The 24,289-nt window shown below is 46.7% G+C and carries 29 protein-coding genes; 1 reads left to right on the top strand and 28 read right to left on the bottom strand.

The annotated features are described in order from the left end of the window. Positions 1–27: 27 nt before the first annotated feature. From RRG12_RS21860 to RRG12_RS21725, 28 genes are all read right to left on the bottom strand, one after another. Positions 28–543 (bottom strand): peptidoglycan-binding domain-containing protein, encoded by a 516-nt coding sequence (locus tag RRG12_RS21860; RefSeq protein ID WP_420760690.1) that lies wholly within the window; start codon positions 541–543, stop codon positions 28–30. A 26-nt stretch (positions 544–569) separates the two neighbouring features. Next, positions 570–1,193, bottom strand: coding sequence for an SgcJ/EcaC family oxidoreductase (locus RRG12_RS21855; protein ID WP_420760689.1), 624 nt, complete (start codon positions 1,191–1,193; stop codon positions 570–572). Continuing rightward, a complete protein-coding gene (locus tag RRG12_RS21850) occupies positions 1,190–1,603 on the bottom strand; it encodes a RidA family protein (RefSeq protein WP_225226228.1) in 414 nt (137 codons plus the stop codon). Before RRG12_RS21850 ends, RRG12_RS21855 begins: the two co-directional genes overlap by 4 nt. Positions 1,604–1,669: 66 nt before the next feature. Next, positions 1,670–2,047, bottom strand: a complete 378-nt coding sequence (locus RRG12_RS21845) for a hypothetical protein (protein WP_420760688.1) — start codon at positions 2,045–2,047, stop codon at positions 1,670–1,672. 69 nt (positions 2,048–2,116) lie between these two features. Next, entirely contained in the window at positions 2,117–3,061 is a 945-nt protein-coding gene (locus RRG12_RS21840; RefSeq protein WP_069073566.1) for a zinc-binding dehydrogenase, read from the bottom strand. Positions 3,062–3,119: 58 nt separating this feature from the next. Beyond that, the gene (locus tag RRG12_RS21835) at positions 3,120–3,875 is read right to left on the bottom strand and encodes an SDR family oxidoreductase (protein WP_420760687.1); all 756 of its coding nucleotides are present in this window, start codon (positions 3,873–3,875) and stop codon (positions 3,120–3,122) included. A 63-nt stretch (positions 3,876–3,938) separates the two neighbouring features. Then, positions 3,939–4,502, bottom strand: a complete 564-nt coding sequence (locus tag RRG12_RS21830; RefSeq protein WP_420760686.1) for a CPBP family intramembrane glutamic endopeptidase — start codon at positions 4,500–4,502, stop codon at positions 3,939–3,941. A 207-nt stretch (positions 4,503–4,709) separates the two neighbouring features. After that, on the bottom strand, positions 4,710–5,807 hold the full coding sequence (locus RRG12_RS21825; RefSeq protein WP_420760685.1) for an alpha/beta hydrolase family esterase: 1,098 nt from the start codon (positions 5,805–5,807) through the stop codon (positions 4,710–4,712). Between the two features lie 58 nt (positions 5,808–5,865). After that, positions 5,866–6,114 carry a hypothetical protein gene (locus tag RRG12_RS21820; RefSeq protein WP_420760684.1) on the bottom strand — a complete coding sequence of 83 codons (249 nt, stop codon included), beginning with the start codon at positions 6,112–6,114 and terminating at the stop codon, positions 5,866–5,868. A 21-nt stretch (positions 6,115–6,135) separates the two neighbouring features. Next, the gene (locus tag RRG12_RS21815; RefSeq protein ID WP_420760706.1) at positions 6,136–6,396 is read right to left on the bottom strand and encodes a transposase; all 261 of its coding nucleotides are present in this window, start codon (positions 6,394–6,396) and stop codon (positions 6,136–6,138) included. Then, complete coding sequence (locus tag RRG12_RS21810; RefSeq protein ID WP_420760683.1) at positions 6,392–6,637, bottom strand: transposase; 246 nt, start codon at positions 6,635–6,637, stop codon at positions 6,392–6,394. Before RRG12_RS21810 ends, RRG12_RS21815 begins: the two co-directional genes overlap by 5 nt. A 59-nt stretch (positions 6,638–6,696) precedes the next feature. Continuing rightward, complete coding sequence (locus tag RRG12_RS21805) at positions 6,697–7,083, bottom strand: helix-turn-helix domain-containing protein (RefSeq protein WP_420760682.1); 387 nt, start codon at positions 7,081–7,083, stop codon at positions 6,697–6,699. A gap of 32 nt (positions 7,084–7,115) precedes the next feature. Then, positions 7,116–7,247 carry a hypothetical protein gene (locus tag RRG12_RS21800; RefSeq protein WP_420760681.1) on the bottom strand — a complete coding sequence of 44 codons (132 nt, stop codon included), beginning with the start codon at positions 7,245–7,247 and terminating at the stop codon, positions 7,116–7,118. A 445-nt stretch (positions 7,248–7,692) separates the two neighbouring features. Continuing rightward, positions 7,693–7,974 carry a TMEM175 family protein gene (locus RRG12_RS21795; RefSeq protein WP_420760680.1) on the bottom strand — a complete coding sequence of 94 codons (282 nt, stop codon included), beginning with the start codon at positions 7,972–7,974 and terminating at the stop codon, positions 7,693–7,695. Positions 7,975–8,022: 48 nt separating this feature from the next. Next, positions 8,023–8,964 (bottom strand): DUF5996 family protein, encoded by a 942-nt coding sequence (locus tag RRG12_RS21790; protein WP_420760679.1) that lies wholly within the window; start codon positions 8,962–8,964, stop codon positions 8,023–8,025. A 70-nt stretch (positions 8,965–9,034) separates the two neighbouring features. Then, complete coding sequence (locus tag RRG12_RS21785) at positions 9,035–9,310, bottom strand: UBP-type zinc finger domain-containing protein (protein ID WP_420760678.1); 276 nt, start codon at positions 9,308–9,310, stop codon at positions 9,035–9,037. An 88-nt stretch (positions 9,311–9,398) separates the two neighbouring features. Continuing rightward, positions 9,399–9,767, bottom strand: a complete 369-nt coding sequence (locus RRG12_RS21780; RefSeq protein WP_420760677.1) for a cupin domain-containing protein — start codon at positions 9,765–9,767, stop codon at positions 9,399–9,401. Between the two features lie 95 nt (positions 9,768–9,862). Beyond that, on the bottom strand, positions 9,863–10,000 hold the full coding sequence (locus tag RRG12_RS21775) for a helix-turn-helix transcriptional regulator (RefSeq protein WP_420760676.1): 138 nt from the start codon (positions 9,998–10,000) through the stop codon (positions 9,863–9,865). Positions 10,001–10,166: 166 nt separating this feature from the next. Then, entirely contained in the window at positions 10,167–10,832 is a 666-nt protein-coding gene (locus RRG12_RS21770) for a hydrolase (protein WP_420760675.1), read from the bottom strand. A 231-nt stretch (positions 10,833–11,063) separates the two neighbouring features. Then, the gene (locus RRG12_RS21765; RefSeq protein ID WP_420760674.1) at positions 11,064–12,125 is read right to left on the bottom strand and encodes a zinc-dependent alcohol dehydrogenase family protein; all 1,062 of its coding nucleotides are present in this window, start codon (positions 12,123–12,125) and stop codon (positions 11,064–11,066) included. A gap of 207 nt (positions 12,126–12,332) precedes the next feature. Beyond that, a complete protein-coding gene (locus RRG12_RS21760; protein WP_069073577.1) occupies positions 12,333–13,208 on the bottom strand; it encodes an alpha/beta fold hydrolase in 876 nt (291 codons plus the stop codon). A gap of 172 nt (positions 13,209–13,380) precedes the next feature. Next, on the bottom strand, positions 13,381–13,938 hold the full coding sequence (locus RRG12_RS21755) for a DsbA family protein (RefSeq protein WP_069073578.1): 558 nt from the start codon (positions 13,936–13,938) through the stop codon (positions 13,381–13,383). A 198-nt stretch (positions 13,939–14,136) separates the two neighbouring features. Further along, positions 14,137–14,796: a response regulator gene (locus RRG12_RS21750; protein ID WP_420760673.1), complete on the bottom strand. Its 660-nt coding sequence runs from the start codon at positions 14,794–14,796 to the stop codon at positions 14,137–14,139. Positions 14,797–14,802: 6 nt separating this feature from the next. After that, complete coding sequence (locus tag RRG12_RS21745; RefSeq protein ID WP_420760672.1) at positions 14,803–21,483, bottom strand: PAS domain S-box protein; 6,681 nt, start codon at positions 21,481–21,483, stop codon at positions 14,803–14,805. Between the two features lie 101 nt (positions 21,484–21,584). Beyond that, entirely contained in the window at positions 21,585–21,707 is a 123-nt protein-coding gene (locus RRG12_RS21740) for a hypothetical protein (protein ID WP_420760671.1), read from the bottom strand. Between the two features lie 98 nt (positions 21,708–21,805). Further along, a complete protein-coding gene (locus tag RRG12_RS21735) occupies positions 21,806–22,720 on the bottom strand; it encodes a hypothetical protein (RefSeq protein ID WP_420760670.1) in 915 nt (304 codons plus the stop codon). A 152-nt stretch (positions 22,721–22,872) separates the two neighbouring features. After that, a complete protein-coding gene (locus RRG12_RS21730) occupies positions 22,873–23,445 on the bottom strand; it encodes a helix-turn-helix domain-containing protein (protein WP_309472796.1) in 573 nt (190 codons plus the stop codon). Next, positions 23,442–23,735 carry a helix-turn-helix domain-containing protein gene (locus tag RRG12_RS21725; RefSeq protein ID WP_420760669.1) on the bottom strand — a complete coding sequence of 98 codons (294 nt, stop codon included), beginning with the start codon at positions 23,733–23,735 and terminating at the stop codon, positions 23,442–23,444. Before RRG12_RS21725 ends, RRG12_RS21730 begins: the two co-directional genes overlap by 4 nt. 264 nt (positions 23,736–23,999) lie before the next feature. On the opposite strand from RRG12_RS21725, the gene RRG12_RS21720 reads away from it, so the two are divergent. Next, positions 24,000–24,128, top strand: a complete 129-nt coding sequence (locus RRG12_RS21720; RefSeq protein WP_420760668.1) for a hypothetical protein — start codon at positions 24,000–24,002, stop codon at positions 24,126–24,128. Positions 24,129–24,289 lie beyond the last annotated feature (161 nt).

The following is a 24,289-nucleotide window of genomic DNA, read 5'->3' as shown; positions in this document are numbered from 1 at the left end:
TTCGGTTCATTAGAAATCTTCTGTGGCTTATGGTTGTGTAATGTTCTGTTGTTTCCAGGGAAGCGGGGATCGATAGGGGTTTTCGTGCATATCCAGGACTTCCCAGGTGGTTGGATTGACTCGCCCTGTAACTGGGATTCTGTATCGTCGCTGGAGATCGCGTATCGCAGACGTTGTGACCGCACCAAAGATGCCATCGACGATCGCCCCTCTTGGATTGCCTAACCTCACACCTGCGGCTCCTAAAAAGCCATTGTCTTGAAGGATGCGCTGTAACAATTGCACGTTTCTGCCGCGATCGCCTTGGCGTAAGGTAGGTAAGGTTAAATCAGTGTAGGCAGTGGCGATTAGAATGGGGGAGGTTTGTTGTGGAGGAATGCTGTGTGAGATATTCTGCGCGTCTCCCCTTGGGAGAAGCCAAGGGCGAACGCAGCAGCGCTTCTCTACGAGACGCTCCGCGAACGCTATCGCGGGATGAGTGAATGAACCTCCGAGCAATCCTGTTGCGATCGTTAGTACTCCGAAAATGAGTTGAGGTTTCATGATTGTCCTCCTGATGGAGATTGGTTTTATTTCGCATCAATTTGCGTCGGAGTGATTACTCCACTCGCTTTGAGACCTGCAACAAGGTCGGTTACTTGACGTTGAGCCTCTGCACTCAGGGAGTCAAAGTCGTCTAAGAATAATTGACGTTCTAGCGTTAACTTCCGGGTATTGAGCAACCCTTCGATCTGCCAACCTTCGTCGCATTTCGTTACGACGTATAGCGGCAGCGAATCTCGTGACGGTGAAGTTTCAGTTTGTCCGGGCAGTATTACTCTGATAACTACGTGCATGAGCGCGAGTTGCGAGTTCACGAAGCGGACAAAATTTACCTCACCCTCCAAGCGTGTTCCTTTGATAACTGTGTCGAACGCTTGCTGATGAAATGCAGCGATTTCTTTTCGACCCTTGAGATGTGTGCCCTCGAACGTGAGGAAATCGGCAGTTTTGCTGAACGGGGCAGCAAAGCCTTCCCCGCTACCTCGATTCCAAGCATCAATCATCTGGTGAAGGAAAGCACGGATTGCCGACTCGTCAGCATTAGTGGTGGTTTGATCTGTTTGTGAATTCACACTCTTGAGTTCTCCTTTTAAGTGATAGACCAGTTTTCGAGCAGCATAAATTGTGTTATTAACGCTTGCAAAACTCACGGAACAATTGCAGTCACGCGAATTTCAATCCGCATCGTGGGTAGTCCAAGCGCCGCGACTCCTACCTGTGTCCAGATTGGAGCGTGGTTGGGCATATAATGACGAAATAGCTTGGACATCACTTCGTTAACCTCCGGGGGGAACCCGCCAACATGGTAAGAATTAACGTGAACCACATGCTCCCAACCCGCACCAGCCGTCGCCAAGGTTCGCTCGACGTTCCGGAACGCCTGAGCAATCTCGTCTGCAAGCGATTCGGTAATTTGCAGATTGTCATCCCAGCCGCCTTGCCCTGATATCTCCACTCGATTGTCAATTTTTACCGCTTGCGAGTAATGCAATTGATTTAACAGATATTCCCCATAACCAGGGGTAACAAAAAACTTGGGCTTATTCATGGTGTTCCTCATGTAGTACGTTTGACTCTATCTCGCGTTGCTGAAACGAGTTTGTTTCGGCATCATCCGATTCAGACCCTAATGTTCAGAATTCACTTGCCATGTAATCACAATGATTTCTGCAAACAGTAAGACAACTAATAGCCGCGAAAACGCTTGTAAAATGGCTTCCATTGCCCAGTTCTGACTCTGAACTTCCCAGAGCATCCAAACAATATTGAATCCAATCACCAACCAGGGTAGAATTACCGCTGAATTCCGCCTGCGATAGAAGCGGATCGCTGTCTCACGCCAAAATGGAAAGGTACTGAGAATACAAGCGATGTAGGACGCTCCTGCACTAATGAACAAGCTTGTTTGAAGACCCGAAGGCAGGTTTGGGTATCCAAGCGCGATCGCACTCAGACAAACTCCCAGCGCCAGATACAGGAAAGTAAACAAGGTAAATCGTTTCATTCTTTGCAAATAAAGCTCCGCGATAATCTATTCCTAGGTGGCTGACATGACTCAGCCGATGAACAACAATTAGTCCACATGCAGCACAGCCTTACCTGAAAATCTGCGCCCGATCAAATCAGCCGACGTTACGTCTGCTTCACGCCACGAAACTGCTCGATCAACATGCGTTTTGAGCCGCCCCTGCTCAACTAACCTCAGCAGACGAGCCAGCCCAGAACTAGCACTTTCCAGATCTACTTCGGTGTACAGCGTGAACCCGTAAAGCGTTCGCTGTCCTCCATTCTCGGAATAGAAGTCTGCCAGGGACAACTTCATCTCGTTGCCGCTGCTACTGCCATAACAAACGCAGGTGCCTCCTTGAGCCAAAAACGCAGTTAGCTTCCCGACCAATTCACCTCCTACTCCATCGACAATCAGTCGATAAGGCACGAACTGCTCGGCTTCTTGCCCAGTCTCGGTCACCACCACTTCATCCGCGCCGTAATCTCGCACAAATGCTTCTTGCGCTGGCTGACGAATTTGGGCAACGACGCTGGCTCCCATCATCCGAGCAAGCTGCATGGCGAAGAGTCCTACTCCCCCTGTTGCCCCTGTGATCAGCACCCGACTTCCTAGTAAACGAGATCCCTTTTCCACTGCATACAGTGCTGTTAACCCTGCGACGGGCAGTGTGGCGGCATCGGTATGTGATATGCTCTGGGGAATAATAGCCAGAAAGCAAGTCGAAATTGCTACATATTCTGCCCAGCCCTCCGAGCGGATGGAGAGGGCGACAATTTTTGTCCCTGTGGGTGGACCACTACCGTCCTGTGCCGTTTGTTCAACAACGCCAACGACATCCCAGCCAATTGGAGTACCCAGTGGATCATTTTGCGATCGCTTCAGTTCGCCCCGATTCATAGAAAATGCCTTGACGCGAATCAAGCACTCGTTAGCCTTCGGAGTAGGAACTTCAGTGTCTTGAAAGGTGAGGTTGCCAACGGCATCTGGTGAACTCACGAGTCTACGCATCGCAATATCCTTGTGTGTAGAGGGCTATGGTTTCATGTTCTAGATAGAACTGTTTCAATCAACTCGCTGTATATCCACCATCGATCGCTAAGGGTTGCCCAGTGATGTAGCTGGCAGCGTCGGAGCAGAGAAATACCACCGCTTGAGCAATTTCTGTTGCCTGACCGATCCGACCGATCGGAACCATAGACCCAAGATCATCGAACGTTATGCCTATCTGGTCAGCGCTACGAGCCATTAGATCAGTCGCGATGGGACCGGGATTAACAGCATTAATCCGAATGCCCTGTTTGGCATAGTCAAGTGCGGCAGTGCGTGTCAGCCCCATCACCGCGTGTTTGCTGGCAACGTAGGGAGAGATTCCCGGCAGCGCAACAAGACCATTGGTGGACGAATTGTTCACGATCGCGCCTGCACCTTGGGTTAGCATCTGCTGAATTTCGTATTTCATACAGAGAAATAGCCCTCGTGCATTGATCGACATGATCTGGTCAAAATCCTCGATCGATTGTTCGTGCAGTGGTTTAACAGCAAGATCAATGCCAGCATTGTTAAAAGCACAATCGAGTCTGCCGTAGGTCGCGATCGCTTTCTGCACCAATTCCCGGACATCCGCCTCACTTGATACATCTGATTTCACGAACAAGCATTCCGCCCCAGTCTCGCGAATCAAATCAGCAGTTTCTTCACCTTCTACACTGCGGATGTCCGAGAAGACCACTTTGGCTCCAGCAGCACCGAAGGCGATCGCAGTAGCTCGACCAATTCCCGATGCGCCTCCAGTTACTAAAGCCACTTTACCTTGCAATATCATCCTACTTCTCCTGTTTCAATCAAGATTGACCTTCAGCACAGAATCAAACTCCGATCCGTCCTATTAGCCCGTGCCAGCAGCTACCATCACCGGAATTGTGGGCAAGTTGAAAACGACGTGAACGACAACAGCAGTCCAGACTGATCCACTACGGCGGTAGATTTCGGCAGTGGCAAGACCCGCTACCACAGCCGCAGGAAAGACAATATTAATGCCGTGAGCGATCGCGAAGATCAAGGTGCTGCCCACGACTGCGATAATCGGACGACTGTAGCGGAGCAGAACAGTAGTGATCACACCCCGGAAGAGCAACTCCTCGCCAAGGGGGGTGAGAAAACCAAAAAACACCGTAGCCAGAACCAGAGATAGCACCCCGCCACTGCCACCCTGAGCGTACACCCCCTGAATATTTTCGGTGTTCCCAGTAATCTGAATCCAGACCAGAATCGCCAGTCCTTTGAGGACGAAAGCAACCAGTCCGACTCCGACTCCAATGAAGAGCCACCGCCGGGAGGTTCGACGAACGCCGAAGGGTCTGAGGGAACGAATGCGTAGCAGCACAGCGGCTGCAAACCCTGCAATGCCAGCGATACCAGACAGAGCGCTGAAGACCAGTCCGTAGACCACAGGATCGAGTCCGAGCCGCGAGAGTTGCGAGCCGCCCACAAACCCAACGAAAAGGACGACAAGACCAACAATGCATTCGGGCAAACCTGGACGGGGAACCTTGTTAGGTTGAGACGAGGATGCGGCAGTCTTTTCTAAGTCCGGCGGGTGGTTAAAAGAATCTTGAGACATGATGATGAACTCCTTTCAAAACGTTGCTCCGACTGACTACGACTTCGGATGGCGCTTGGCAAAATTCCAGATAATGGCACTGGCATCGGGACCGGCATGATCGATATAAATGCCGTCTCCAGCAGGTCCCGGCCAGATATGTCCCATATCCTGGACGAGATACGACTCAATGAGAGATGAACCGTCCGGCGCAGTGATGGTAGTGTGGGTGTACGAATGCTTGCCCTGTTCTGAAGGCACCATTGTCGTCTTTTCGAGTAGGTTCAGGCTGTCGTTAAGCAGATCGTCATCAACAAAATCACTTACCGCAGTCCAGTGTGCAACCAGCCGAGTGGCAACGAGGGGCGGAACGACGGCATCCTCCTCACCTTGGATGACGAGTAGTGGCACCTGCCGCGCCCGATCGCCCATCTGCGACCACGCCTGACGTGCAGTGTAGTCTGGTGGCGTGGAATTAGGGTTGTCCGGGTCCACCTGGTTCAGTCCGTACTCGCCCCCTGCAACCGATGTCACCGTTGCGAAGACATCGGGGTAGGTCACGGCGAGAATAACGGCAGCACCCGCACCCGACGAGGCACCGGCGATATGTACTTGTGCTGGATCTGCATTGTACGCCTCGACCACCTGTTGGGCAACGCCAGCGAGAAGCGCCGGTTCTCCGCTGTAGCGGTGCTGCTCTCGTGGGTCAGTCGAGTTCCAGCAATTGATCATGTTGCGAAACATCCGTTGTGTCGGGTAGACAACGATGAAGCCTTCGCTGTCAGCCAAGCGGTTGAACTGCGTTGTGGACTTCATTGAGTTCCATCCGTAACCCGTCATTCCGCAGCCGTGAATCGCCATGATCACTGGCAGTTTGATTGTGCCATCAAACTGAGGCGGAAGGTGAACCTGGTAACGCAGAGAACCGATATCGCTTTCGTACACATGATTGTGGTCTCCTGCCTGCATCCACCAGGGCAGCCCAAACTGGAAAGCCGCAGTGACGATGCCGATGGCGATCGCACCTGTGACGAGGATACTAGAGGTGATCCAGAGCGATCGCCATCGCCTACGAGGAAGGTCTGACCGCGATTGATCAGACTCGAACACTTCGTCCAGATTTCGTTCTTGCGGGTGATCAGAAAAAATTTTCATATCGATCAATTCCTTTCATTCTTGTGCTGAAAATTCAGCCCGTGCCAGCAAATACCATTTATGAGTTCAACGTCTTTTCAATACGGCGATCGGGAATGAGCCACAGGACTGCAACCAGAACGTATAATGCATATGCAAGCCAAGGGGTTGCAAAAGCAAGTGGAATGGTAACTGCATAAATCAATACCGATAACTTGCCTTTAAAATCCCGACCCAGAGCGTTCGCAAGTGTGGAACCTTGACCGTGGTGAAAAATAAGTGTGCGGGTCAGAGTGAAGTAGGCGATCGCAGCCAGCAATAGAACCACACCATACAGCATTTCCGGCTGTTATGAGGTACAGTAGCAGCAATTAGCAAACCAGTTTCTTAAATGTTGAGGATTTATTAAGTCGAGTGCAACTGATATAAGTTTATCAACCATTTCTGTTGTAGTTGGAGCAAAACTGCGTAAGAAAGATTTGAGTTGTGACCACCATAATTCAATTGGATTAAAATCGGGAGAATATGGGGATAAACAAAGAACTGAAGCGCCGACAGCTTCAATCATTGGCACAATTGAATCGAGTTTATGCGCGGATAAATTATCAATTTACGTCCACCGCTCCTGACCATAACTCTGGCACTAAAAACTTCTCAATAAATACTTCAAAAGCAACGCCATCCATTGAATTATTCATTGTCATTAATGCGACTACTTTTTTAATACTAATTGCTCCAATTACTGTAACTTTTGATCCCCGATAGAAGGGGTTAAGAGAGTAAGCTCTTGTTCCAATTTGTGAACGGGCATGAGTCCTTATTAAACCAAGTAGAACGCCAGTTTCGTCCAAAAATACTAAATTTTCTGGCTCTATATGTTTGACCTTTTCCCAAAAATCTAATCTTAAATTCAGGACTCTCTCCGTGCCTGCTTGGGTACTCCGCTTTGTTTTTTTTTACGATTTAATCCTAATTTCTGTAACGCACGACACATTGCACTTCGACCTACGAAATTGCCAGTCTTGTCTGCAAATAATTCACACAATTCTATCAATGTTGCATCTGGATGTGATGCAACTAATTCTGTCAACTCTATGTCAGCATTTGTTAGATGACTAAATTGTGGCTTTCCTCGCGGCTTGGATTGTAAATTTCCTTCAAATTTTTGTTGTTTTACAAGCTTTTGGACTAAACTCTTTGAGACGGAAAATATATTAGCTACTTTCCTGATTGAGATGTTTTTCTGAAGATGTGCCGCAACTATTTTTTCTCGAAGCTCGACAGAGTATGACTTCATTTAAAAGTATTTATATTTTAATCTAGTGTACCTCATAACAGACGGAAGTGCTGTAAAGCGCCACAGGCAACTGTGACTTGAAGAAGATTTTGGACAAATTGTCCACCTTTACCTTCCAAAAATGGTTGTCCAACTTTACCTTCCAAAAATATCCAAAAAATCACATAAAGGTGTCACTGGAAAGATAACTTGGCAGAAAAGGACGGCTTATGCTTCCAATCGCCAAAAGGACAAATTATGGTTCTAAGCCCCAAACTTAAGCCCAGCGAGGATGTAGAAAATAGAACTAGTGTTGAACCAACGTTTTTATTAGGTTTAAACGATACTTCCTTTTTGGGACTCGCGGATAGCTTTATGCTTCCATTTTGAGTCAAAAGACAAGTTATCCTTCCAATGTTAGGACTTACTGACAATCCAGTAACGCAACAATAATGGTTTCAGACATTGAAATACTCGGTTATGCTTCCAGACCCAGAAATCTTTTGGGTATAGTGACACAAACTATCTCCCTGTATGCATGTCACTGGAACGATAACTTGGCAGAAAAGCACAACTTATGCTTCCAATGTTAGGACTTACTGACAATCCAGCAACGCAACAATAAGGGTTTCAGACATTAAAATACTCGGTTATGCTTCTAGACCCTGAAATCTTTTGGATATAGTGACAAGTTGAACCATTCACTTGTCGGACTGCTTGAAACAGGTGATGGTGATTGTTCCAGTAGATACCAATATGCACGAAACTCAACACATAGCTTAGAAAGGTTGGAATCAGCAGACGTAGCGCAGCTAAATCTGACTCATGAGGTATTTTCAACTCCAGTACCATAATGGTGATGATAATAGCAATTACCCCATCACTGAATGCTTCTAACCTACCTTTAACCATTTTTGGGTATGCTCCTTGTCTGCTTCAGCAATTTGCAATTTGTTAGCCTTACACAGTTGGGGAACGCTCCAAGGCTACTCGATCCCAATATCCTAAATTGGCTGCTGCTTCATAGGTGCTTTGGAAAAAAGCAAGGAGCATTGCATCTGGATCATCAGTTTGTCTCACGGCTTCATAGGGTAGGATAAACTCTTGCATCTCTGAGCTGTAAAAAGCTTCTGTGGGTTGGATCGGGTAATCATGGAACCCTTCCGGCGTAGGGTAAGCATAAGCGTAAAAAACAGGCTCCACCACTGACCCACCCCCTGGCCAAAAACCACAGCTACTGACTTCGTGTGAATAGGCTTCTCGTGTGACCCAATCTGCCATATTCGGAACTCCCCCTGGGTGTTCTGGCGCACGACGACCAGAGAAACGAGTCACAGCAAGATCAAAGCTGCCCCAAAAAAAATGTACAGGGCTGGATTTACCAATAAACTGGGAACGGAATAAGGTCATGACCCGATCGACTTGCACAAGAATTCGCCAGAACCGTTGTGCATATTCCGGATCATAAGCTGCGTGTTGATAGTCCTGATCGAACGGGATTGGTTCTGACACTTCTTGCGGCATCGTCCAGATTCGGACTTCGATGCCGATGTTGCTCAATGTAGTTAGCACCATTTGGTAAAAATCTGCAACAGAGCGAGGAGCCAGTGCAATTCTTTTAGCGATGCCGTCGCTAGTGTCGATTTGTAGTTGATGGTCGAGAAAATCAAAGCTAATTTGAAAGTTACGAGTTCCGCAAGGGATTGAAGCGGTTGTTAGTCCACGCGGTGTGACATAAAGAGTAGATTGCCACCAGTGATTGAGTTTAGGTGCCAGTGCCAACCGGATTTTACCGATGATTTGCGTCCATAGATGGAGAGTTGCATAGGTATCCTGCCAAGCTGCTAAGGGCAAACTGGGCCAAACGATGTCAATGGAAGTACTTTGATTAGAAACAGCCATGAAAATCACCCACATGAGGAGAACATGTTGAAGAAATGAGAAGGAAATCTAGATGAAATCAGAATCGCTATCAATAGTCTTTTCCCTGTTCATCTGCAAAACACCATAACCACTGCTCCCCCAATTCAGCCGAACTAACCACTGCATGATTGGTTGCTTCATAATGACGACGAGCATGTTGATGCTTAGAAGAATCGCAGCACAGCATTTTGCCACAGGTTTGGCAAATCCGGAGGTGTACCCAACGGCTATTTATTTTAATGCACTCTTCACAACGAAATATGGGATAGGCTGCTTTAGAAATCAGGTTTTCCACAGTTAGATTGTTGAGATGTTCGCAGGTCATAGTTTTTTGGTATCCCTGGTAGAAGACAACAGTAACGCGAATTTGAATTCCCTAACTTTGAATCCCCTAACAGTGAGATTTGCATGAATCAGACTGGTGCATAAATCGTTTCGTCTTCTTTGCGCCAAGCTGGATCAACTAGACAAACGAAAACAATGGGTTCGTTGCCGTAGTTGTGAAGGAACTGGATTGCATTTGGAGGAATGTAAACCGCATCGCCTGGTTCAACGCGACGAACTTCACTGTCGATCGACATTTCGCCAACACCGCTAATGATGTAATAAACCTCAGAAGTCTTTAGAGTATGGGGAATCGAAGTTTTGCCAACAGGCAAGATCGCATACGCCAAACTGTAACGCAAGTTGATGTCTTGTTTGTCAGGATGAAGCAGTTCGCGCAGAACAGTTCCATCTCCAGCGATAATTTCTTCACAGTCGTTTAGTTTTTGGATCAGCATACGTTTAGGTTTGCAATTACACAATCGGAGCAAGTTCAGAATCTGTGAATTTTGGAGTAGAAATTTGCCTGTTCCACGCGCCGTTGAATCATGTACTAATGGGACGAAATCCCCATCGTTCGCTTAAACAAACTTGCAAAGTAAGTCGGGCTGATGTTAACTACACTTGCTAGTTCGGCTAAGGATAAATCACAATTCAGATGAGCATGAATGTAATCGATCGCCTGCTGCAATTAGCTGTAAGTTAAGCTTCTATTCTCAGGCATGATAATTTGTACGACCTAAGAATAGTGGCGCAACAGATGAATCACTAACGCTTGAGACGGAGACAGTATTTTATCTTTTTCAAAATGCTGTCTCCTATTTTACTTGTTGCTTCCGTAGAGAAAACCTCAAGTATTAATGTCCACCTGATGTCACTGGAGGGGTTGTTGCAAGGAGCTGAAGTTCCCAGGCAAGGGCAACCGCACTAGCACCGCCATGCTCAAGAGTAATATCTGATACACCCGCAGATGTTTCTGTGCGTGCCCAGTCACGCTGCCATTCAGCAAGTACAGCCATCCAGTTGATTGGAACTGCACCAGCCTGAACCATCCGGCGAACCGCCATGTCATGAGCTTCCGCAGTAACACCGCCCGAAGCATCGGTAACGATGAATACTTCGTAACCCTCACCCAGCGCCTGGATTGCTGGCATTGCGAGACAGATTTCGGTGTAAAGCGCAGCAAGTATAAGTTGTTTGCGGCCACTTTTCTTCACTACATCTGTAACGTTTGGATCTTCCCAAGTATTGATGAAAGTGCGGTTGATCGGTTTTTGATCGGGAAAAACATCCTGTAGTCCCTTGATGATGTAACCCCCTCTCTCTTCAATGACTGTGGTCAGGATTGTGGGTACGTTAAACAACTTTGCCGATTTGGCAAGACCAATAACATTGTTAATGATTATCGTAGGTTCATGGCTGTTCAAGTTGGCAAACTGATAAGGCTGGTGGTCAATAAGTATCAGGATGCTATCTTCTGGACGAAGCAGTCCTTCTAGGCCGATTTTTGGATTTTCAGACATAGCTATAAGTTCCCATTCAATATTTACTTTGCAGACACACTCTAGCGTGTGAGCCTGACTCAACTGATGAATTACAGAGTTTTTTCGCAAGCCAAAAATGAAGCAGATCGCTGATTATTCCTGCTGAAGAAAGTCCAGTAACAGGGAATTGACCTGTCCCAATCAATATTGACCTTCAGCACACAATCAAACTCCGATCCGTTTAGCAATTACCAACGCCGTAAAGCTGGTCTAATTTTCTGTAAACTTCAGTACAATTTTGCCCCGTGTTCCTCCCTGCTCTAGACGCTGATGTGCCAGAACGACCTGATCCCAAGAAAATACTGAATCAATCACTGGGCGAAGCTGATGACGCTCGATGAGTTTTGTCAAAGCCTCTAATTTTGCTCGGTACTGGGGTGAAAAAACAAAATGAATCGTCAAATTCTTACCCCATGCTTCAAGAAGCGATTGCGGTATTGCAATGTCTACAATGCTTGTAAGTCTACCAAAGGGACGAATGATTTCTAGACTACGCTGAATTGTTTCTTTGCCGATCGTATCTAGAACTAAATCCACACCCAGTCCATTTGTTTCTTGACGAATGACTTCTACGTAATCTTCATTTTTGTAATCAATCACCCGATCTGCGCCCAGTTCTGTCACGAAATCTCGGTTTCTAGAACTACACGTCGCAAAAACGTATGCCCCTATCGCTTTGGCGAGTTGAACTGCGATCGAACCCACTCCACCCGCACCCGCATGGATGAGAACTGTTTCACCAACTTGTAGGTTGCCTCTAGTCACTAGACAATCCCAAGCTGTTCCGCCTGCAAGCGGAAAAGAAGCTGCTTCAATGTGCGATAGATTTGCAGGCTTGAATGCAACAATCGCTGCATCAGCCACATGATACTGAGCGTAGCTACCGAATTCTCCAAAAATTTGCGGCGAGTAGTACACGTTGTCTCCCACCTTAAAATCAGTCACAGCTTCGCCAATTGCCTCAATCACCCCTGAAACATCGACTCCAAGGATAGCGGGTAATTGAACCAGTTCCTTGTAATCACCACGACGAGTTTGATAATCGACCGGGTTAATCGAGGTTGCACAAACTCTGACTAACACCTGATTCACCTTCAGTGTTGGTATGGGAACCGTTTGAATCTCAAACTTATCAGCATCACCAAACGCAGTTAATACGGCTGCTTTCATAGATTCCATCTGTGACAACTCTCCTTGATTTAGAATAAACAGTGACAGGATTTCGATACCACTCAGCGTCGGTAAGTTCTCCCCAACTTCGCAAGTCAGCATGATTTGGTAAGGTAGTTACCGTTTAGGGAAAAGGTTTTTCCTCCCACCTCTGGATCTGAACCAGTTTTGGATTAGTTTTTCTTGAGGAAGTCAAGCAAGACAGGATTCACCTGATCGGCGTGTGTCCAGTTGATAGCATGGGGGCCACCCGGAATGACGACCAGTCGGCCGTTTTTGATTAGCTTTGGCAGTCTTGCCGCCGTGGACTCAAGTGGCAAAAGTGGAACCGATCGCACTATTGAGGAACGTGCGGATCAACCTTGCCACCTCCTCTGCATGAGTTTCCAGCGCGAAATGCCCAGCATCGAGCAGATGAATCTCTGCATCCGGGAGATCGCGCTGATAAGCAGCAGCACCAGCGGGCAGAAATGCCGGATCATGACGACCCCAGACGGCGAGAAACGGCGGACGGTGCTCGCGAAAGTAGGACTGGAAGGCTGGGTAGAGCGCGACGTTGCTGCGGTAATCGAGGATCAGATCGAGATGGATCTCCTCCGCGCCCGCTCGCCCCATGTAAGCGATGTCGAGTTCGTAGCCGTCGGGTGACAAAAGGGTTAGATCGGCTCCGGTACCATACTGCCAGTTCCGGATTGTGTCCGGTGCGAATGAGGGTCGGCAGACTTCCCGGTTCGCTGCGCTCGGTTCGCGCCAATAAGTCTCCCACGTCCCCCATTCGTCACTGAAACCCTCAAGGTAGGCGTTGCCATTCTGCGAGACAATCGCAGATATCCGTTCAGGATGGCGCATCGCCAGACGCAGACCTACTGGCGCACCGTAGTCGAAGATGTAGAGTACGTATCGATCGATCGACAAAGCCTCGGTAAAGCCCTCGATTACCTCTGCAAGGCGGTCGAACGTGTAGTCAAACGTCCCGCGTGGCGGTGCCTTGGTCTGTCCGAAACCAGGTAGATCCGGCGCGACGAGCCGAAAGCGATCGGCAAGCAGAGGGATCAGGTCGCGGAACATGTGGCTGGCGGTCGGAAAGCCGTGCAACAGCAGTATTACCGGCGCATCGCTTGCCCCCGCTTCGCGGTAGAACACTTCGACATCACCAACCTGTCGAAACCCGTAGCGTATTTTCATCTCTTTTCCTTTGATTGCGCGTGTAAAAGTTTTGATCTGCTTCAGCCTGAACTTCGACGCTCAGATTTGGAATCCGCTAATTCCACGCGATCGATTTGACCAACTTGTACCGGATAAGCTTGTTTCAGCAACTCAGCAACTTCTTGCGCGATCGCAATCAGGGTATGGCAACTTAATGACTTTCAGAAACAATGGCTGCCATCAATTGCGCCTTGCTCCAGCGTCCGGTATATCGAACGCCATTGATAAACAAGGCTGGAGCAACCGTCACTCCACTCTGTATTCCGCCTTCGATATCTTCATTGATGCGATCAACATGCACTTGTTTAGACAACTCTTTGAGAAATTGAGGAATGTCAAGCCCTAAATCATTGGCGTACTCGACAAGATAACCGTTCTCCAACCTTTGTTGATGGTCAAATAAAGTATCGCTCATTAACCAAAACTTTCCTTGGGCGGCGGCGGCTTCGGCTGCTTGGGCTGCCCGTTGTGCCTGGGGATGAATCTGGATCTGTGGAAAATGGCGGAAGATAAAACATAAATAATCCTCTCTAAAAGAAACCGTAAGCTCTTGCCGAATGATTTTAATCAGCTTGTAAACGGCTGCACTTCTAGGACATTGATAATCCCCATACATCACTAATACCACGGCGGCACTTAGCACACCTTGACTGTGATCTTGGGTTGAAGCTGGCACAACTAAAGAACTGGAACTATGGTCGTCGATCATCTTTCTACATCTGTATCAAGCATGGAACCTTGTGATTCACTTGCTCAATCCACATGAATTCAATATAAGCAATTGGCTTTTAGTTGTCGTCTACAGTGAGTTAACATTTTTAGGCTGTAATTTGATGGAGCAGCCGCTCCTTCTTAAGATAGAAGGTAGGCTCTAACTTAAGTTAGAATCCGAATTTGATCGAAAGTTCTACAAGCTGACAATGCCGCGTTTAACGGCAACAATCACAGCTTGGGTACGATCGCTGACATCTAACTTATTCAAAATCCGATTAACATGAGATTTAACCGTGCCTTCACCAATGCTCAAAGCAGCCGCAATATCAGCATTACTCATCCCCTGTGCCAGTGAACGGAGTACCGCCAGTTCTCGTTCACTCAGTTCTGGATTGCTGAGCCGCTGTACCAACTTTGCTCCCACATCGGGCGGAATGTACTTCTGACCCCGATGAACGGTACGAATGGCATTCAGAAGCTCGTCCGGTTCAGTTTCTTTCAACAGGTATCCTTTTGCGCCTGCCTGCAATCCCCGGTAAATATCTTCGTCACTATCATACGTGGTCAGTACAATAATCCGAGCAGATTTAACGATCGCACAAATTGCACCGATGGCGGCAACTCCTTCCACTTCAGGCATTCGCAGATCCATTAGCGTTACATCTGGTTGGTGTTCCCGAAAGGCGGCGATCGCCTGTTCACCATTTTCAGCTTGGGCAATCACCTGCATCTCTGGATCACGGTTAATAATCGTGGCTAAACCTTGCCGAAAAATGGCATGATCGTCTGCGATCAGAACTCGGATTGGGAGTGTGGGGTGTGGGGTGTGGGGTGTGAGATGTGGAGTAGTCATTTCACCCTACACCCCAACCACAACAATAATTTCTGTTCCTTGTCCAGGTTGGCTCTGAATCGTGAGTTGTGCACCGATGCGCTCTGCACGTTCGCTCATGCCTAGTAAGCCAAAACCCTCAGAGGCTGAAATACTTCCAACTCCAAAGCCCTGTCCATTGTCTTGCACGCGCAAGCAAACCTGATCGCGATCGTAGATTAGCTCCACTCGAATTTCATCAGCATTGGCGTGTCGAATCGCATTGGTTAAGGCTTCCTGCCCCATTCGCAATAGATTACTCTCGACTTCAGTCGGTAGAGAATACACCGCACCCTCAATCTCATAATATAAAGTGGTATCCATTGCGGCAGTTCTGATTTGAGCGACAAGACGATGTAGAGCGCTCTGTAAACTGCCCTCCTCCAAAAGCTGAGGACGGAGCGCCACAACCGATCGCCGCGCTTCAACCAGTCCAGTTCGTGCCAATTCTTTGATCAGGTCTAGGTGCGCCCCAGTTGCTTCTACATCATCCGTTAGCACCTGTTTTGCCGCTCCCACCTGAGCCAGAATGCCCGTAAACGCCTGAGCGAGTGTGTCGTGAATTTCGCGTGCCATGCGGTTGCGCTCCTCTAAAATTGAGGCTTCTTCTGCTTGCTTCAACGCCGTAATATCTCGCGTTAGCCAAATCACCTGATCGTGGTCGATTGGTGCAATGCGAGCCGAAAACCAGGCTTCTCGTCCATTTAGAAACGTACTGTACTCGACTGTGAGGATTTGTTGGGTTCTCAGCACCTGCTGAATATAACTTAGAAATTCATCGGCTTGTTCTTTTCCGAGTTGATGCATGGTTTTACCAATCATCTCCTCAATGGGTTGCCACAGCAGATTTGGTTCCTGTACGATTATTTCAAGGAATCGCCCTTCAGCAGTCAGTACAAATAATGGATCGGGAATTGCCTCAATTAGAGTCCGTAGCTTTGACTCTGAGGCTTGTAGGGCTGCTTCTGCTGAGACGCGATCGCTAATATCTGCAATCACACCTTCGATGTATCCATCGGCTGCATTCAGATAAGAAGAGAAAAGTACCCAAAACAATGTCCCATCTCGTTTTCGCATCTGTGCTTCAAAGTTTCGCACTTCTCCATCCCGCTTCAGCAACTCAAGGAATTGTTGGCGATCGCTGGGATTTACATAGTAGTCTGTGGCGTGTTCAAGCCCAATGCTCTCTTGGGGTGAATCAAAGCCAAACAGATTGGCATGGCGTTGATTGGCATCGAGAAGTAATCCATCCGAGAGGCGGGTTCGGAAGATGCCGACCTGCGAGTTTTCAAAGATAGTTCGGAACTTGCCTTCACTGCGTTGTAATGCCTCTTCTGCTTGCCTACGCTGGGTGGTGTCGTTGCCCACCGATAAGATTTCAACGACCTCTCCCTGGTCATTGAAGATGGCTTGATTCGACCAGACCATCCAAACTCGCCGACCATCTCGACACAGGTTTTCACCCTCACCTTGCGGGTACGATTGAGGATTACGAAGTAAATCACGGACAAAGGGTTTGACATCCCGCCCAGAGGTTTCGATGTCTGGAATGATGGTTTCAAATAAGGTTTGCCCTACAATCTGATGTTCTTCATAGCCCAGGAGTTTCACCCCATAATCGTTGATGTATCGAATTCGTCCTTGCGTGTCATAGCAAATGATGACGGAATTCGCGGTTTGTAGCAGGTTGCGGTAATTGGCCTCACTTTGTCGTAACGCAGCAGTTCGTTCTGCTACCTGTTGCTCTAAAGTGCAGTTGTAGTCGGCTAGGAGTTTCTCGGCTTGTTTGCGCTCTGTAATGTCCTGAAAGGTAGCGATCGCATAAGTGATATTGCCCTGTTGATCAAAAACTGGTGTTCCCCGTGCCTCAATTAGAATTGTGACATGATCTCGACGAATTTCTATATCTTCAGTCCTAATGCGTTCGCCCCTTAATGCCCGCACAGCAGGCAAGCTCTCCGCTGGATAGATTTGATCCGTTCCCGCTACATAAAGCTGATAAGCCTCTGATATCTGCTCCGGTGCTATGGAAGTATCAGTTTCTTTGCCCGTGAGTTGATTGCCGCATTGGTTGGTATAGTAAGGGCGACCCGCCGCATCCACGATCGCAATTCCCACCGGAATCGCTTCGAGGAACTGGGCGATCTTGCTTTCCTTAGCCCGCAGTTCTGAGCAAAGGTTGGCATTTTCGATGGCGATCGCTGCTTGAGTCGATAATAGCTGCAAGACCTGCGATCGCTCTGGTGTAAATACTCCAGTTGCTAACCGATTTTCTAAATACAATACACCGACCAGCTTGGCTTGATTCAGCAGTGGCAAACAGAAAATAGATTGAGGCTGGTTCTGTTGAATGTATGGCTCATTAATAAAAGCACCTTCACGAGTCGCATCATTTAAGGTGACAGGCTTCAGAGTCCGAATCACATATTGAATGATTGATTCTGGCAATTGATCGGCAATTGGAATAGACTGTAACACCTGAGTCGCACAAGCATTTTCATCGGTATTGAGTTTACAAGCCGCTTCAATCGACCATTCTCCTGAGTTTTCTAAAATCAGATATCCGGTTTGTGCGCCAGCATTCTCAATTAAAGTTTGCATCAGTGATCGCAGCAATTGCTTCAGTTCAATTTCACGAGAAATCGCCTGTGAAGCTTTCATCACTGCTGCTAAATCGAAAGCGGTATGGAAGGGATTAGGGATAGTTTCAGCAGTAATAGGAATTGATGTGGAAGCGGCTCTAGACGACTGAGAAAAGAACTGTGGATAGCGTTTTTCTAAGTCTTTAACTTTAGCGGTTGCGCCCCAGCGATCGTAGCAATAGTGCGCTTCTTTCATGTAGGTCTGAGCAATCTTTTCCCGACCTCGCGCTAGATAATGTTTAGCCGCTAATTCATAAGCTAATGCTTCTTCCTGGATATACTCATTTTCAGCAGCACCTGCGATCGCCCGTTCATAAAACTCTTCAGCCTCAAGAAATTGCCCTAAGACTCGCGCTTTCTCTGCCTCGACTAGATAAAATTTATGTAGATAATTCATTGGGGCGTGTTCTGCCCATTTCTGCATCTTTTCTTGGTTGGTGTTAACACAGTTTAGCCAAGCTGCTTTTTCAGCGCTCGAAGCATCAAGCGATAGGCTCAAAAGCGCCAGAGAATGGTAGAAACAGAATACAGGTAAAACTGTTATTGCTGTCATCTCTTCAAAATATTGCCTTGCTAAAATAGCAGTCTGTATAGCTTGATGATATTCTTCAAATAAATAATGCAATATAACTTTGTGCAGATACAGCATTTGAATTGCAATTCCATCTTTAACTGCAATAGCGTGTGGTAATGCCTCCTCTTCATTACATAGCCTACTAACTAAGCGGCTAGGATTAAGAGACCTATCTAGCAAATTAAGAATGGTCTGCCACAATATTGCAAGCCAATTCGAGGGGCTTGCCCGTCTGATTTGGTTGATCGCTTTGCTGTAAGTTGCTGTTTTTTGTTCTAGTTGGGTAAGTTCCTCTCCAGCAAGAAATGAGTTATGGCACACGAAATATGCAGCATAACCAGCAGATTCAAAGTCTCCAGTTTCCACTCCATTTCGATAGGCATCAGCCAGCATGGGTATTATCTTCCTAAGATGCACCTTCCAGTGCAGGATATGGACACTCGAAAACATTAATGTTTTATAATTTCCTTTTTTGGCATTTAACCGTTCTGCCAAACCCAGAGCCAATTTGCCGAACTCATAACCGAGTTCAATGTCTTGAACAACTCCACATAGAACAAACCCATAGCAAGCATAATACAGTGATGACCAGATAGCATTACCGTAGTTGATTGATAAATTTACCGTTTTGCAAGTAATCAGTATCCACAGTGCTGGTAACATTATAAATGCAGCAGATCCCATATTCGCTAGGATTGACATAGCTGCCAGCGGTTCTGGTACAGTCATCTCTGGTAAATTAATCAAGTCTTCGATTTCTCGTTGGGCAAGTAGCGCAGATGTTAACTCTAATTCCCTTTGAATATCTGCCTGACTTGGATTTTCTATTAAATCTATTCCCAGGAGCTTTAACGCTTCCAATCCGCTTTTCAGTGCTGATTTCAGGTTGCCCTGTGATAAATATCCTTGAATTTTGCTATCGTAAGCCTGCACTTTGTCGATCGCTGTTTTGGCGCGATTGAGTACCACTTCTACCAATTGTTCCATCTCATCAAAGCGGCCGTGAAGATACGCTGCCGCTGCTGCTTCTGAGTACAGTGCTAAGGTCAGGTCATACTCACTGACCCAACTGTCTGTATCTAGGAGTTTCAGTCCTATATTGAAATACTGAAGAGCTGCTTCATAAGCCGTTGCACCTTTTGCTTTCTGACCTGCCATTAAATTCAATTTGGCAATTTCATTTCGTTCTAGTTGAGCAGTGACAAGCTTAATTCCCTGATTGAGATGATCCACGACTTCAAATAGCCGATTGGATAGTCGCTCTGGTGAAGTTTGTTCGAGTAAATTGCGACCGATTTGGAGATGAACAGCTTGTTTGTGCGACTCATTAATCAAAGCATAAGCAGCTTGCTGTACCCGATCGTGCGAAAACTTATACTCTTGAACTAGCAAGTCTTCGTCCAAGTCAGACAAGGGTTGAATTAATCCAGCTTGTACTGCTGCTAGTAAATCCTGAGAAATCGCTTTACATGATTTTTCGCAAATGATCGCTAACGTCTTTAAATCAAATTCAGCTCCAATACAAGCGGACAGACAGAGAATTTGCTGTGTTGCTTCCGGTAATTTCTGCAACTGACGCAGCAGCAACTCCACCACATTGTCAGTAAAATCTTGAGCTTCAATCTCAGCCAGGTTCCATTGCCAGCTCAACCGTTGTGTATCAAAGACTAACAGATTTTCGCCATACAGCAGTTTCAAAAATTCACCAACAAAGAACGGGTTGCCCTCGGTTTTACGTGACACAGCTTGGGCTAGGGAACGAACATTTTCAGGATTGTGATGTAATGTCTCAGCTACCAGTTGAATCAACGATTCCAATGTTAAGGGGGTCAGAATGATTTCCTGAAGTATTGCTCCCTGTTTTCGCAGGCTCTCTAGCGTCAAAACCAACGGATGCGTTGAGGTCACTTCATTATCTCGATAGGCTCCGATCAAAAACAGATATTGGGTTTGCTCATCGAGTAATATTAACTCGATTAACTTCAGCGTTGCGGAGTCGAACCATTGTAAATCGTCTAAGAAGATGACCAGTGGATGTTCTTTTGAACAAAACACCCGCACAAAATTTTGAAAGATTCGATTAAAGCGATTTTGAGCTTCCGTTGCTCCAACTTCGGGTACGGGTGGCTGTTTGCCAATAATTAATTCAACTTCCGGAATGACATCAATGATAATTTGCCCATTGCTTCCTAAAGCTGAGAGCAGACGATCTCGCCACTGTTGCACTTGCTCATCCGGTTCCCCCAGAAGTTGCTGCACCAACTTTTGCAGGGCATCCACAATGGCACTGTAGGGAATATTGCGCCTGAATTGGTCAAATTTACCCGATATGAAATAGCCGTGCTTTGCTGTGATGGGTTTATAGAGTTCTTGCACCAATGCTGTTTTGCCAACGCCAGCGTAACCAGCAACGAGCATGAGTTCGACATTGAATTGAGCATTTTCTATGCCTGACTCTAGTTTACAAATTTCGCCAAACGTCTCTTTTCTAGCCACTCTGTCAAACGCCGCCAATAATGCTTTAGTCTGGGCTTCTCGTCCATACAGTTTCTGAGGAATGCAAAACTGTTCTGAAACATCTTGTAGTCCCAACGACATGGCGTTGATCTGACCCATTTCTGCCAGTTGCCCGGCGCAGCGTTCTAGATCCGCTTTGATGCCCCAGGCACTTTGATAGCGATCCTCCGCATTTTTCGCCATCAGTTTCAAAATCAGGTCTGAAACGGGTTGGGGAATCGTCGCATTCAATTCATGCGGGGGAATCGGCGGTTTGGCAATATGGCAATGAACTAGCTCCACGATGTCTTGGGTGGGGAACGGTAGCTGTCCAGTCAATAGTTCGTAGAAAGTTACGCCCAGTGAATAAAAATCAGTGCGATAGTTGAGCATCCGGTTCATCCGCCCGGTTTGCTCTGGCGACAGATAGGCAAGCGTGCCTTCTAACACATGGGGACTTTTGAAGGTTGGATTCGTGCGGTTAAATTGGGTGGCAATTCCAAAATCAATAATTTTGACAACGCCAGTATCTAGATTAAAGACTATGTTTCCAGGGTTAATATCTTTATGAATGACATTGGCTGCATGGATTCTGCCTAAAATGTCGCAAACAGCGATCGCAAGACCAAGAAAAGTGGATAAAGGCATCGGGCAGAATATATCTGGGCGCTTGTGCATCCATTGCTCTAGGGACTCTCCCCCAAAATCTTCTAAGATAATCACCAGAGTCCGTTGATAGTCCTGCTGGCTGTATGCCTTGATAACTCCTTCCAGATTCAGGGAAAGGGTAATTTTATATTCCTGTCTGTAGCGGGTTAGTTCCTGGGGAGAAGGATAATCAAGCTTTAGCATTTTTATTACGATCCTTACTCCATCGTCTCTGATGCCCCGGTACACTAGAGAATTGGAACTTTCGTATATTTTGTTTTGGATAACAATACCAGGTAGAGCAATCATAGAGCAACTCTTGAGAGGATAATCTGGCATAACCCAAACTATACAGCAATCCAGCTACTTACATTTTTCATTTTTGAGGTTCTATTTGGTTTTGTTCATTTCTAGCCAGTTGCAGGGTGATGGCGTTCACTTGCGAGTGCTGTATCAATCATGTAGAGCATTTCTACAGCACTCGTTTGACAACTGGCATAGCACGGGACACCAGAAGCGGAAAGTTTTGCCACATCCCTCGTACAACTTAACTTCCTTACTGTCCCGTTGTGGTGATATCTCCATTGAAACTGCAACCCAAAGACATTGGATGCCAATTTGCCAAAATTGTTTAGGGTATTCTCCCATACTCCAACTCCAGAACACTCAACAGCTTTTCTTCCACAACAGTGAGATAAGGTCGATTCAGCTTCCCTAATGATTGCAACAGACTTTTGACTGTCTCCTCAAGTGAATCTGAATACACTCGACTGATGCGATCGCTAATCTGCTGCATCTGCTCACACTCGGCAGGCAAGTAGTTGAAAGACTTCAGGTGTTGCAACCCAACTGTATACTCCCCATCCCAGATTTTGACGGTGCAACTAAATTCACCCACATGGTTAACTATCCCCCAGCACCCGCCTTTTCCTCTAAGTTCCGGGTTGTCCTTTGCGAGAATCTGGCACACTTCGCCAATTTGGTAGGTATTGGGTACTTGGGTTCGCTCCATTATTTGCTGCACTACGTTTTTAACGATTCTAGCTGGTGGCACTTTACCCCCTGCCTGCTCCACCGCTTTTACCCACACTTCTTGCTGTTGTTCGGGTTCAAGCTTTGTCATTGGTCGGACTTGACGTTCGTTAGTTGGCAAAATGTGATCCAATGGATCACATTTTTCAAGTAAATTATCAAAAACAACAGCTGCATCCATTAAAAGATAAGACTGGCGACGACTATGACCAAAGCGATCGCGGCAGTATTCCTCAAACGTGCGGTGACTTGAACGGTAAAGCCGACGATCGCGCAATTCTGCCAGTGCCTTACCTGCTTCAAAAAACGCCCGCTCCACTTTCCTCTCCAGATGTAGGCGATCGCTTTGCTCCTCTTGGGTCAACTCTGTTACTTCAACAGCAGTAACTGTAATCGTTGCTGAACCTGGGTCTTCTTGCTGGGAGATATTCTCGTTTGCAGAGTTAGCTGCTGAAGTTGAATCGGCAGATGCGGCAGAGGTGGCTTTGCTACGTCTAGAAGGTGGTTTAGGCATGATTCCACCTTTTCTAGTTCAATGAGATTTTCTCAGAGTCAATTGCAACGTAAATTCTGGATGTAACTGATAACTGCATAGCTGTAGCCCAACCCAGATACCGCTTCTCTAATAAGACAGAGGGGAGAGCAAGAGGATTAATAGTATGAAGGTCAATCATCAAACTGTACCCCTAAATCTACACCCAGCACCTCTTCAATTTTCCGAAGAGTTTCTTCTGCTACACCACCTAAAACAGCTTCCGCCTCTAACTGATACCAATAGTTACGAGATATTCCAACTTCTTTGGCCATCTGTGTAACTGGCCGCCCCCTAGCTTCTCTGGCCTGTTTAATGCGATCGCCCAATCCAGGAACATCAACTTCTAGCTTAATAATCCGTCTTACTTTCAGCCCTGCTGGTTTAGCGACAGAGTAGATCCAATTGCTTCCCATTCTGTTAATTGGGGGGTTAAAGTACCTGATTAAAGCAGCTTCAATTTCTGGCAGCAGGGCAATGTCATCAATTTGCAAATATGAGATTTTCACTTGGTTGCAAAGTTTTAGGTACTCATACCGATGATGCGAAACCCAACGTTGTTTTAAATCTTCAGTCATACCAATGTACTGAACTATGCCCTGAGAATCAATTGCAAAGTAAACACAAGGCGTTGTGGGTAACTGTGATTTCTTCTCTAATGGAACAGATGGGAGGGCAAGGGGATTAATAGTGGAAGGCTCAATCATTCAAACTTTACCCCCAAATCTATATTCAAAACCTGTTCAATTCTACGAATGACATCCTCTGTTGCAGGCGCTCTTAAATCTTCGTTTTCCAATTGATACCAGTAAGAACGGCTTAACTTACAGTCACGACAGATATCAGTCAAGGTTCTTTCATCACGCTCCCTTGCTTGTCTTATTTTTTGCCCCAATCCTGGAAAGTCCGACTGCCCAAGGCTGGAAAGGGCTGAAGCTGAAAATGCACCTTGGACTCGACAGCGCTGGTCAATTCTACCAGCAGCTAGTCTCCACAATAGGCACGGCTGTCGGTGTTGCTGATAGTGAGCCTTATTGGAATAGCTATTTAGGGCAATGGCAGGTTTGGGTTAACTTTGGGAGCGGGTGTAGGTCTGTGGTGTGCGATTGGTTGGTGGCGGTGTAGGTCACATCCTCACAAAGCTCACCCGATTAATTGCAGAGATTGGCAAGAAGCGCAATAGCTTTGCCCATACCAAATAGTCCTCTATAAGGATCGCTCAAAAGTTGCCCAAGAACAGGTCAATTTTCCGCTCGACTATATGGGATGGGTTTATAGGAAAACCTGGAATGGGTTTATCAGTTTTTTCCGATGGCGTACCGCCCGCTTTATAGCGATCGCACTTCTTGAAGAAGAATTATCACTTTACCCTGCTTTTGTCCTTAACTAGAAGTATTGCCTAAGCACCCAATGACCAAAAATAAGCACTCCTCCTAATGTTTCAGTAATTTTACTGATACAATAATTTGTATTTTTGTTTGTTATCGTAGTTTTACTGTGTACATTGGCACTTGTAATCCTTACTCTTAAGTAACTAAGCATTTATAAAAA

It is taken from the genome of Nostoc sp. CALU 546 (assembly GCF_048836525.1).
Note: the sequence above shows the minus strand (reverse complement) of the source record. Positions and strands in the feature narration are given on the sequence as shown.

Bases quoted from the DNA above. Each gene is read 5' to 3' on its own strand.
- RRG12_RS21860 (WP_420760690.1), bottom strand. From the start codon at position 543: ATGAAACCTCAACTCATTTTCGGAGTACTAACGATCGCAACAGGATTG.
- RRG12_RS21850 (WP_225226228.1), bottom strand. From the start codon at position 1,603: ATGAGGAACACCATGAATAAGCCCAAGTTTTTTGTTACCCCTGGTTAT.
- RRG12_RS21845 (WP_420760688.1), bottom strand. From the start codon at position 2,047: ATGAAACGATTTACCTTGTTTACTTTCCTGTATCTGGCGCTGGGAGTT.
- RRG12_RS21840 (WP_069073566.1), bottom strand. From the start codon at position 3,061: ATGCGTAGACTCGTGAGTTCACCAGATGCCGTTGGCAACCTCACCTTT.
- RRG12_RS21835 (WP_420760687.1), bottom strand. From the start codon at position 3,875: ATGATATTGCAAGGTAAAGTGGCTTTAGTAACTGGAGGCGCATCGGGA.
- RRG12_RS21825 (WP_420760685.1), bottom strand. From the start codon at position 5,807: ATGAAAATTTTTTCTGATCACCCGCAAGAACGAAATCTGGACGAAGTG.
- RRG12_RS21805 (WP_420760682.1), bottom strand. From the start codon at position 7,083: ATGAAGTCATACTCTGTCGAGCTTCGAGAAAAAATAGTTGCGGCACAT.
- RRG12_RS21795 (WP_420760680.1), bottom strand. From the start codon at position 7,974: ATGGTTAAAGGTAGGTTAGAAGCATTCAGTGATGGGGTAATTGCTATT.
- RRG12_RS21790 (WP_420760679.1), bottom strand. From the start codon at position 8,964: ATGGCTGTTTCTAATCAAAGTACTTCCATTGACATCGTTTGGCCCAGT.
- RRG12_RS21785 (WP_420760678.1), bottom strand. From the start codon at position 9,310: ATGACCTGCGAACATCTCAACAATCTAACTGTGGAAAACCTGATTTCT.
- RRG12_RS21780 (WP_420760677.1), bottom strand. From the start codon at position 9,767: ATGCTGATCCAAAAACTAAACGACTGTGAAGAAATTATCGCTGGAGAT.
- RRG12_RS21770 (WP_420760675.1), bottom strand. From the start codon at position 10,832: ATGTCTGAAAATCCAAAAATCGGCCTAGAAGGACTGCTTCGTCCAGAA.
- RRG12_RS21765 (WP_420760674.1), bottom strand. From the start codon at position 12,125: ATGCTGACTTGCGAAGTTGGGGAGAACTTACCGACGCTGAGTGGTATC.
- RRG12_RS21760 (WP_069073577.1), bottom strand. From the start codon at position 13,208: ATGAAAATACGCTACGGGTTTCGACAGGTTGGTGATGTCGAAGTGTTC.
- RRG12_RS21755 (WP_069073578.1), bottom strand. From the start codon at position 13,938: ATGATCGACGACCATAGTTCCAGTTCTTTAGTTGTGCCAGCTTCAACC.
- RRG12_RS21750 (WP_420760673.1), bottom strand. From the start codon at position 14,796: ATGACTACTCCACATCTCACACCCCACACCCCACACCCCACACTCCCA.
- RRG12_RS21745 (WP_420760672.1), bottom strand. From the start codon at position 21,483: ATGATTGCTCTACCTGGTATTGTTATCCAAAACAAAATATACGAAAGT.
- RRG12_RS21735 (WP_420760670.1), bottom strand. From the start codon at position 22,720: ATGCCTAAACCACCTTCTAGACGTAGCAAAGCCACCTCTGCCGCATCT.
- RRG12_RS21730 (WP_309472796.1), bottom strand. From the start codon at position 23,445: ATGATTGAGCCTTCCACTATTAATCCCCTTGCCCTCCCATCTGTTCCA.
- RRG12_RS21720 (WP_420760668.1), top strand. From the start codon at position 24,000: ATGGGATGGGTTTATAGGAAAACCTGGAATGGGTTTATCAGTTTTTTC.